This window comes from Stutzerimonas stutzeri, assembly GCF_018138085.1.
Classification (GTDB): domain Bacteria; phylum Pseudomonadota; class Gammaproteobacteria; order Pseudomonadales; family Pseudomonadaceae; genus Stutzerimonas; species Stutzerimonas stutzeri_AI.
In genome coordinates this window covers 76,629-86,675 of record NZ_CP073106.1, presented here as the reverse complement: position 1 = coordinate 86,675, position 10,047 = coordinate 76,629, and the positions used below count along the sequence as shown (strand labels likewise).

At 57.0% G+C, this 10,047-nt stretch carries 8 protein-coding genes; all 8 read right to left on the bottom strand.

All coding sequences use genetic code 11. The features are described 5' to 3' along the window. Positions 1-1,652 precede the first annotated feature (1,652 nt). The 8 genes from KCX70_RS23235 to dnaG all read right to left on the bottom strand — a co-directional run bounded on the left by KCX70_RS23235 (position 1,653) and on the right by dnaG (position 10,024). Complete coding sequence (locus KCX70_RS23235) at positions 1,653-2,819, bottom strand: tyrosine-type recombinase/integrase (RefSeq protein WP_195883303.1); 1,167 nt, start codon at positions 2,817-2,819, stop codon at positions 1,653-1,655. Continuing rightward, positions 2,791-3,066 carry a helix-turn-helix domain-containing protein gene (locus tag KCX70_RS23230; protein WP_088193575.1) on the bottom strand — a complete coding sequence of 92 codons (276 nt, stop codon included), beginning with the start codon at positions 3,064-3,066 and terminating at the stop codon, positions 2,791-2,793. The genes KCX70_RS23235 and KCX70_RS23230 overlap by 29 nt, the downstream gene beginning before the upstream one ends. Positions 3,067-3,687: 621 nt before the next feature. Further along, complete coding sequence (locus tag KCX70_RS23225) at positions 3,688-3,915, bottom strand: hypothetical protein (RefSeq protein WP_212620445.1); 228 nt, start codon at positions 3,913-3,915, stop codon at positions 3,688-3,690. Between the two features lie 204 nt (positions 3,916-4,119). Further along, complete coding sequence (locus KCX70_RS23220; RefSeq protein ID WP_212620444.1) at positions 4,120-4,341, bottom strand: hypothetical protein; 222 nt, start codon at positions 4,339-4,341, stop codon at positions 4,120-4,122. Between the two features lie 361 nt (positions 4,342-4,702). Then, a complete protein-coding gene (locus KCX70_RS23215) occupies positions 4,703-5,062 on the bottom strand; it encodes a hypothetical protein (protein WP_212620443.1) in 360 nt (119 codons plus the stop codon). Between the two features lie 74 nt (positions 5,063-5,136). Further along, complete coding sequence (locus KCX70_RS23210) at positions 5,137-6,507, bottom strand: helicase HerA domain-containing protein (protein WP_212620442.1); 1,371 nt, start codon at positions 6,505-6,507, stop codon at positions 5,137-5,139. Positions 6,508-6,516: 9 nt separating this feature from the next. Further along, on the bottom strand, positions 6,517-8,733 hold the full coding sequence (locus KCX70_RS23205) for a TraM recognition domain-containing protein (protein WP_195883137.1): 2,217 nt from the start codon (positions 8,731-8,733) through the stop codon (positions 6,517-6,519). 10 nt (positions 8,734-8,743) lie between these two features. Further along, positions 8,744-10,024 (bottom strand): DNA primase, encoded by a 1,281-nt coding sequence (dnaG, locus tag KCX70_RS23200; protein ID WP_212620441.1) that lies wholly within the window; start codon positions 10,022-10,024, stop codon positions 8,744-8,746. Positions 10,025-10,047: the final 23 nt, after the last annotated feature.

Below are 10,047 nucleotides of genomic sequence, written 5' to 3'. Positions count from 1 at the left end.
CCGTTTCAGGCTTCATGGAATGGCTACTCGGCGACGATGGATCTCCGCGTGACCTGTATTAACTAGCTTGCCAATCCGGGGTGTGGCGAGAACTCGGAGGAAATGAGTACACATACTCTATGGGCAGCCAAGGATGGCGCTGCAGTAAGTCATCAAAATTACTTGAGCAGTGGGGCACTGCCAGATACGAATTTGTTTCTACAGCGTCCACCAGCTTTCATGTGCGCTTCTCCGGTGTCTATTCAGTAACTACACAGCATCTTGGTACTGCCGACCAACATTACAGCTTGCCAAACGTAACATCAGATGGGTTTACAACAGTGCGGCACGGAGGCGCCCAGCATCAGTTCTTCTGGTTCGCGATTGGTCGTGGAAACTGCTGATAAAATAAAGGGGCCTAAGGCCCCTTTATTTTTAATTGTCAATTCTTCGCGCATTGGTAGAGGGTACATGGATAGCAGCCACCAACTGCAATACTGAATGCCGTATATCTTGAAAAGCCAACGGGGCAACTGCATGCGCCTGTAAGGGGGTTTCCAACATAGCAGCCCCCATGTCCCGGGCTATAAAAGTACGACCCTCCCCAAGAGCCTCCAGCACTCGGTGCTGACCACACCCCGGATTGGCAAAATGAACTTACAGCCGTTTAAACCAGGCGATGCGCTGTGAGCTGGTTGCGACGAGCGATCTGATCATGAAGCAATCGCTTGCTGAAAGGATCGTACTGGTTGATTGGTAGCTATACCAACCCTCTGTGTCCGCTTTAGAAGCTACCTCAACTGCTCCGTTGACCACGATCTCCACGCCCATTGAATCGCGCACGTCGCCCCGTATCTGGGCATATACCAGGGCATTTGTACCGAGGCAGTAATTGGCGTTAAAGCTCAGAGGAGTCCGAGCGCCGACATCAATGCCTCCTCCTGTAGACCACACCCCGGATTGGCAATCAGATCTTCTTAGCGAGTGCCATCCAAGAAAAAAGACTAATTGCTCTACCTGCAGAGGGCGTCGCTCCACAACTAGAAATTGCTGTTGACGCTGGACTTGCACCGCCATAAAGCCTGAATCCAAATTTCGTTACGTTGGTAACAGAGTGGTCGATAGCGTCCATTGCTCCTTGAGCACACGGCGTAAACGGAAATAAAAATTCAGACGTGACGATTATCTGCGGAATCTCAGGCATCTCCTCGGGGAACGCAACATCAATATAGGGCATTGTGTTGCATATGTTCTGTGCCGGGTTAGACCAGTACGTGCCGCAGTTCATGGTATAGGCGCGTCCGCTCTGAATCTTCGTTTCCTCCGCAGCACGCCACACCCCGGATTGGCAAGTTCAGAGCAGGCACGCCGCTTGACATACAGTATTTTGCCCGTCAGATCCCGGCGCTTTATATGCCTCCAAATACCAGTTTGCACCACTGTTATATGTCCTGCATGACCCCATATATTTTGAGTCTTTGAAGAAATAGCTTATTGCGCAGTAACTGTACGCACCCAAGGCGATGGTGTTTCTTTGGCCCGTCGCAGCAGAGATTGAAATCGAGGTCGCTGCATTCAACGCACCACTGCCCTTCCACACCCCGGATTGGCAATGTTGTTCTACGCAACGCCCAGTGTGTCGTGCTTTCAGGGCTTCTGGCCTCACTCTAATGCTATAAAAAAGTGTGACCCCCCTCAGTCGGCAGCCCTGCTTGGAGGCAAAGGGGATCCAGCATGATGATGTCTGCCTCGTTGACCTGCTCGAGATATTGATCCGGGGCAGGAACTGGGCGCTTGTCCCGAAGAGCTACCATGAGATGCCTCAGCAAGGCGTCTTGCGCGCTCTGTAGTGCGATTTCATGTGTCGGGCCCTGTCCTTCTACCCCTTCAAAGTCCAAAACCCGTACAAGAACGCCCTGGGGGGTCTGCCGTGTCACGGCGGGGTAGGGCACCAGGTGGTTGACGACCACCTGCTGCCCTCGGTGCTTGTTCCCTTCCAATTTCTTCACCAGCTTGGAGGCCTGGAGATGCGTGTATCGCTTAAGCATGGCTAAGGACTTGTGCCCGCTGATGGCTGCGACCTCCATGACGTCGAGGGTGCCGAGCTCGAAGAGGCGAGAGCAAGCTTCATGACGAAGATCGTGGAAGTGTAGATCCTGAATGCCGAGCCTGATCATCATGATTCGCCATGCTGACTTGAGCCCGTTGCTCGTGTAGCTGAATACGCGGCCCTTGGATTTAACCCCAAGGCGAATCAAAGCGTCTCTCGCCTTTATGCTCAGAGGTACATCCCGCTTCGTTCCGTTTTTCGTCTCCGGCAGATGAGCAACGCGATTTCGGAGATTGATATGCTCCCACTCCAACTTGAGCAATTCGCCTTGGCGCATGGCCGTCTCCAACGCAAGGATTACGATCGAGTAGAGCTCGTGCGTTTGGTGGTTATGGCAATAGCGAAGAATGATCCGTTCTTCTCTGGGCGAGAGTCGGCGGTCACGGCCAGGAGGTGACTTTGGTTTGCGCACGTTAGCTACTGGGTTTGCATCGCACGTGCCCCACTCGATGCGGCCGATATCGAATACGTTGGATAGCAGTGACATCTCAAGCCTGACTGTCGCCGGCGAGATTGGCTTTCCGGTGCGCTGATTGAGTTGCTTCAGGCGGTCGTCACGGTAGTCGGCGATATCAGGGCTAGAGATCTCGCGCATTGTCTTCGCGGCTATCGGTGAACGTAGGATATGAGCTATGCGATAGCTCTCCTGGGAGTATCCCTTTTTGAGAACGGAGACCTTGCTACGGTAGAGTTCCAGGCCTTCAGCGAGAGTGACGTTCTTCTTGCGCATTCATCTCTTCCAACTTTGCCTCGACCAGGCTCGTAAGTTGGCTTAGAGAAACGTGAAGAACCTGGCAAAGGCGGACAAGAGTGTCTAGGGTCGGCGAACGCTTTCCACGCTCAAGCAAGCTGATGAACGATCGATCCATCTCGGCTTCAAATCCAAGCTTTTCTTGTGACAGATTCACCCCACGCCGAAGGTCTGCAAGGACTCGGCCGAAAGCTTTGTTGTGATCTGACTCTTGGTTGGAACTCACGCGCCGGCCCGTATTGAGTAGGCCGGGATTGTCGAGATGCTGACTATTGTCGTCAGCGGACTATTGTCCGCGTTGATATCAATCAGCTCCGAAGGTTTATATTTAAGCGACTATCTCGGCTGCAACCTCCAGATATTTAACGTTTTTTCCCATCCCCCCGCCCTTCCTAGGGAAGGGAGCGAGTCGGCCTCTGTCCCCAACGGCCCAGGGGGAAAAGCAAACCCCCTGAACCGCTGGCGGAGCCTTACTTCTCAAGCTCCTGGTGCAAGGGCGCGCTTCGCTTCTGTCCTCACCCGTTCGGTGCTCTCCAGCAAAGCTGGATCCGCTCCGCATGCGGCTTCCGGGCAGACCCTTGACCAGCAACCACGCCAAGCCATCGACTTCCACCGGCGCCTACGCGCCTACCAACCCCGCCACCTGGTGATGGCCATCTCGTCCTGCAGCAGCTCCTTAACCAGATCCGCGCCGCCGGCGCCGATCGACAACACTTGGTGCACCTGGTCGACCTCGAGCAGATCGAGGATCCAGCTCCGCGCCCGGGGAAGGCCTGCAGCAGCTCCACCGCTGCGCCGGCCTGGCCGGTACCGCCGCCGGCGGACCGCCTCGAGCACGCGCGCAGTGTCAGCACCTGGTGATGGCCACCGCGCCCTGCAGGAACTCCACAACCAGAGCCGCGCCGCCGGCGCCGGCGCCGATCGGCAGCAACAGCACCTGGTCGACGTCGAGCGCGCCCAGGATCCAGCACCGCACCGGGGGGAGGAGGCGGGCCTGCAGCAGCTCCACCGCCACGCCGGCCTGGCCAATACCGCCGCCGGCGAACAGCCTCGAGCACGCGCGCACCACCAGCACCTGGTGATGGCCACCATGCCCTGCAGCAGCTCCTTAACCAGATCCGCGCCGCCGGCGCCGATCGACAACACTTGGTGCACCTGGCCGACCTCGAGCAGATCGAGGATCCAGCTCCGCGCCCGGGAAAGGCCTGCAGCAGCTCCACCGCTGCGCCGGCCTGGCCGGTACCGCCGCCGGCGGACCGCCTCGAGCACGCGCGCAGTGTCAGCACCTGGTGATGGCCACCGCGCCCTGCAGGAACTCCACAACCAGAGCCGCGCCGCCGGCGCCGATCGGCAGCAACAGCACCTGGTCGACGTCGAGCGCGCCCAGGATCCAGCACCGCACCGGGGGGAGGGGGCGGGCCTGCAGCAGCTCCACCGCCACGCCGGCCTGGCCAATACCGCCGCCGGCGAACAGCCTCGAGCACGCGCGCACCACCAGCACCTGGTGATGGCCACCATGCCCTGCAGCAGCTCCTTAACCAGATCCGCGCCGCCGGCGCCGATCGACAACACTTGGTGCACCTGGCCGACCTCGAGCAGATCGAGGATCCAGCTCCGCGCCCGGGAAAGGCCTGCAGCAGCTCCACTACCGCCCCGGCCTGGCCGGTACCGCCGCCGGCGGACAGCCTCGAGCTCGCGCGCACCACCAGCACCTGGTGATGGACGCCTCGCACAGCAGGAGCTCGATATAGGATTTATTTTGTTATTTGTTAGTTTGTTAGTTTATTTGTAACTGAGGGGTGCATGGAACATGCAGGTGACAAGCTCGCCACATTGAAGGCTTCTTGTGCGACGCGGGCGTTTCATCGCCCGCAGATGACGGGAACAGACTCGATCGATTGAGAGGATCTAACGATCACCACCGTTGTCTCCCAATCGCAAGCCAGGAGGGGTGAGTCGATGTTGCAATAGGCCGAATGGATCTGATGACTAATTCCAAGCACACGCAGCAGGCAGCCACGTCCCGCAACACGACGGGCCTTTACGATATCTTCCGCGGGCGCATCCCAGTACAGCAATTCGCCGTCTGCCTGTTGAGTGACAGCAGTTACGCCCTCGGGCCACTCATTGACTAGGGCGGCGATATCGACGAGCGAGAATGGGCTTACCGGAGTTGGTAGCTGATCATCGAGCCCGGTCAGGAAGTTTGTGTGAGATGACATCCCAGGTCTCCAACAACAACGTCTTTGCCACGACGCCCGCCGGTTAAAGCGGGCGGCATCGTGACTCAATTCACCTACTGAAAGCTGACCTGTCGGAAGGAAGCTGACTGGCCTTTCTCAAGCATCCGTACTGCTCCGGTCTGTTGCGGCTTGAGATACTTCAGATCCTTCTCTTCGATTCGCAGTTTTCGTGCCGCATCGCCCCAATCCGAAGTAGCAAGGTTCAGCAGCAGCAGCGTGCCGGCGTTTTTGATGAAGTCTTGGGAGAAGTGTGCTGGCGACTGACCGGCCAGAAGGATCGACAGGCCGAATTTCCGCATTTCGTTCACCACCACGTTAATGGGGTTGCTCGCGTCTTCATCATTGAATTTCTTGGACTCGTCGAGGACGATCATCCGGCGCAGCCGGCCGCCACTTTCGCCGCGCTGCATCATTTCGCGAATGATGGCGCGCATGCGAAAGCGAACGAACATTTTGAGTTCATCTTCTGACTGGGCGAGGGGCTTTAGAATGTACCGGCGGATCCTCGCGTTACCGAAGGGCGGAGGGTTTGGGTTGAAGATCCCGGTTGCGCTCAGGTTCTCTAGCCTGGTGATAACGCTCAGCAGCACATCCTTGCTGTTGTACTTGATAGCCTCCTCAAACTCCCGACCGGTGTCCATGCTGTTGACGAAGGTGGTGTAAGCCTCGAGCGCTTTCGCCTTCGAGCTTTCCATCCGTTTCTCAAGCTTCTGCAGCTCTTCGTCATTGCCGTTGCCGCCGGATCGGGTCAGCTTCATCCGAAGCTGATTCACGCCACTCATGGCCTTGCAATAGTCGTCGAATGCGCCCAGGGCATTTCGGCCTGTGTCCTTGTCTTCAATGCCCATCCACAATGCTTTCAGCTTTCGTTTAGCGAAGCTGATGACGTCGCCAATGGCCGGGTAAACCTCTCGCAAGCCGCTCCAGTTCCGCTGCTCAAAGAGCTCGCGCAACTCGCTCTCCGACGCTTCACGTTTCGCCCATGTCCTGGGGTTGTCGGCAAAAATACCTTTCAGCATATAGGTGTCTGTCAGGAGGTGTCGCAAGACACCCTCCTGGTTACCGCCAAGCTGCCGCGAGGTACTGTTGATCGCTTCAATAACATCATTCACCGCGCGCCGCACTCCACCGTAGTGAGGGTCGGTATTGAGCACCAATGGATTGAAACCGTACCGCGTCGACTCGGAGAACATCACCGTTTTAGCGCCTGGGATCTCGATATCGCCGTGGTAGTCGAAGATGTCGATCTCCACGTCGTCGGGCATGGAAGTGACGAACTTTCTGATCCAGTGGGTTTTACCCGCGCCGGATGTTCCCGCCACACCAACATGGTGGTTGGAGACCTGATCCTCTCGCCAGAGAACAGGAACCTTGGCACCATCTCGTGCCTTCCAAAAATCGTGGCCAATCAATATCTGGGACATAGTCTTTCCTTACTCGTCGAAGGCGGAATCAGGGATTTCCGCGTCATCATCCTCGGGCATCAGCTCATAAGGATCATCGTGTCTAGGCTCATGCATGTAGCCTGTCAGGCCAGCAGCCTCTGCTTTTCGTAGGGCTTTGCGTGCGGCTTCAAAAAGAACAATTCCTCGCTCGGTCGGATTCACTTCGAAACGTTGGATGTCGTTCATGTGATCAGCCGCATCGCGTACCGCATCAAGAATCGGGTCGATCAAGCTGGGGTAATACGGCTTCTCGCTGCGCCGTAGCTGCGCGAAGATGTAGTCGGATGCAGCTGGATCCTGATCGCTGACCTTCACTGCGGAACGGGGAAGGCGCGCGAACTCTGGCCGTTCGATCTGGAGAAACCGGTTGATCTTTGCGGATAGGCGAGAAGACTTCTTGTCCTTATCCGGTATGTAGAACGAAGCGCAAGGCACAACTGCGTCTTTGAAGATCACCAGGCCCTCGCCGGAATTGAGCCCTTTCAACTCGCGCAGCGTAATGCGCTGGCGTTTCTCGACGCTCGCCGTGCGGTTCTTGTCGTACGAGGAGGCGAAGGTGCCGTTGACCGATTCGTGGCCTGTGAGAACGCTGTAATAGGCTTCGCCACCGGCTTTCTCCACCAGGTCGAAGGTGTCCTCTGGATCTTCGAGCGCAAGCGTCCACTTCACTTTGGTGTTGGCGATCATCGACGCGGATTCTTCGCCGGCTTCACCGCGCTTCAAGCCTTGGACATCCTGGACAGCCGCCACCATCATGAAGCCGAGCGATCGAGCCTGGGCGAACATAACCGCGATGCCGGCAGCGAAGTAGTAGGCCAGCTCGTCGCTGATGATGATGTATGGATTCGGTGCATCCGTTGCTTTCGCGTCCAGAACTTCGGCCTTGGTACCCTCCAGGCGGTAGCCAAGGTTTTGAGCCATCATCAGGCGGATCGAAGAGATATAGAGCTTGCCCAGCGAAGCGGCTTCGGAAGCCGATTTCTCCAACGACGGGATCATCACCACCAGGATTCGATTGTTCAGCAGAACATCGAGCATATCGATCTCGGGGTACTTGTCATCGAAGATGAACCCGTACGTGTCCATCATCATCCCGAGAGTTCGAGAGAACTGACCGGTCAGATAGCCATGCTGGTTGAACACTTCGGGATCCCACTGCGTGGGATCGTGAGCAAGACCTGGATTGAAGCCTGGCAAGCCCGTTTCGAAGTAGGCCTTGATCGGCAGGAACGCGAGCTCAGGAATCTTGCCTTCCATGCCTTCGATGTAGAACTTGACCAGGTTTTGCAACGCCATGTAATGGCGGATGACCCCGATTGAAATGTCACCCTCACCCTTCGCACGCTTGTAGCAAAGAGTGCGGATCTCGGCGTCGATCATGTTCAGCGCTTTCTGCTGCCATTGTGCGCCGTCGCCGCCGGCTTGCGGCTGCAACGACGCCATGAGCTGCAGCAAAAAATCGGCAGACCCATCGAAGAAGGGATTCATCGAGTTCGACTGTGGCAGGACAGCCTTACCAGCGAATCGGCCTTCCTCGCGCTCAACCATCGCCTTGAATGGATCCATGCCACCTGTGAGGTAGTTCAGGATCAGGAAGTCATCCTCCCGACCGCGTCGGCGGGACAATGACCAGAGACAGAACGCCAGGTTCGAGTCTGCCTTTCCATCTCCATACGAGAAGCCGCTTCCCCAGCACAGCGCGTTATAGGCAATACCCATTAGGGTTTCGCTTTTACCGCTCCCGGTGGTGCCTGGCAAAAAGAGGTGCGTTCGAGCGTCGGAGTTTGTCAGCCATAGCTCCCTGCCTTGCTCTTCACGATCAGGTGAGCGGAAGAATCCTAGATAGAGGATCCCGCCAGCAGCCAGAAAACGGCGCGCCGTACGAGATTTTCGGATGAGGCCGAACAGCTTGCTCTCCTCAATCAACTCCTCGTAGAAGTCCGTTTTGTCCACGCCGCCGACATCCATCGGTAGCCGAAGAGGCATCATGAATTTCTGCTCTGCAAACGACATATTCGTCATCAGCAGAATGAACACCCACACCGGCCAGAGCGAGGGCAGGGCCAACTGCACAACGGCGAACACAATCAGCGCGTTGCGGTAGTTGGTTGGACGAAATAGGCGCGCCATCGACCGGTCCCAGACCGATCGCGTGTCCCGCGTGATACTGCCGGGATCTATCTCGTGATGTTGATCGAGTGCCATTGAAAAATCCTCAGCCGAGCGGGACGCCGATCAGTTCTTCGAACCGCAAGCGCAATGCGTGACGAAATACCAATGCCTTCTGCAGGCGTGAAAGAATCGCGCTCGCCCGGGCGGCAGCGTTCACTTGGGACTCAGGCAGAGACCGATCGAGGCGATGAACTACGTAATCGCTCAGGAACTGACTCAACGGTACTGCTGATTCAACCTGTTCAAGCCACGCCTGAATGCCTTCAGCACGGATAAACGAGTCAGGGTCGTGTCCTGCAGGCAGAAATAGGAATTTCCCAGTCTGACCATCCTTCATTGTTTCAAGCAAAATGGCCGCGGCTGATAGCGCGGCGCGCCTGCCGGCGCGATCACCGTCGAAGGCAAACACGACCGTATCGGCATGAAGTAGGAGCCGCTTCATCTGCACCGCCGTCAGGGCAGTGCCCATCGGGGCGACCACGCGTGGATCACCCTCTTGGTGTGCTCGAATCACATCGAAATAGCCTTCACCCACGACAGCAAGTCGGTCTTTTCTGATCGCGGTCTTGGCGATATGGAGACCGTATAGCTCGCGGCCCTTATGGAAGAGGTCGGTCTCCGGGCAATTCAAGTATTTGGGAGCCTTGCCAGGATTTTCCAGGATGGTTCTGCCGGCGAATCCCACCAGGTTCCCGGATTCGTTGTGGATAGGGAACATGATCCGGTTCCTGAAGCGGTCGTAGACCCGTTCGCCCGCCGAGTCGACGGCAGCAATACCGGCTTCGATCAGCTCTTGGTCGGAAAACCCCTTTAGAAACGGGAGAACTCCACTTGCAACCGCGCCTATGCCGAACAACTCGACAGAGCTTTCAGTGAAGCCCCTGGTATCAACCAGGTAGCGGAGCCCTGCAGGGTTCTTCTTCAATCCACGAACATAGACCCTGCCGACCTCATTCAGCGCTTGATAGAGTCTGGCCAGACGTTTCCGCCGCTGCTGATCGTCCGGGCTCTCTTCTTCTGCCGGCGGAAGCTCGATCCCGAAACGATGGGCTAGGTAAAGCACGGCTTCGTGGAACGACTTGTGCTGCCTGCGCATAACCCATTCGATAGCATCTCCCCGGGCCGGACAGCCATAGCAGCGGAAGGTGTTGCGAGTTGCGCTGACATGAAAGGATGGCGACTTTTCCTCGTGGAATGGGCATCGGGCGACAAAGTTACCGCCGGAGCGACGCAGCTTGATCTCTTCGGCGACAAGGGCCGGCAGATCAACTTCCTCACGAAGGTCATCGAGAAACTTATCGCTGAACCGAACGAATCTCGCCATCAGGACGCACTCCAGAGACGCGT

Coding starts and splice junctions, on each gene's coding strand:
- KCX70_RS23235 (WP_195883303.1), bottom strand. CDS start 2,819: ATGCGCAAGAAGAACGTCACTCTCGCTGAAGGCCTGGAACTCTACCGT.
- KCX70_RS23215 (WP_212620443.1), bottom strand. CDS start 5,062: ATGTCATCTCACACAAACTTCCTGACCGGGCTCGATGATCAGCTACCA.
- KCX70_RS23210 (WP_212620442.1), bottom strand. CDS start 6,507: ATGTCCCAGATATTGATTGGCCACGATTTTTGGAAGGCACGAGATGGT.
- KCX70_RS23205 (WP_195883137.1), bottom strand. CDS start 8,733: ATGGCACTCGATCAACATCACGAGATAGATCCCGGCAGTATCACGCGG.
- dnaG (WP_212620441.1), bottom strand. CDS start 10,024: ATGGCGAGATTCGTTCGGTTCAGCGATAAGTTTCTCGATGACCTTCGT.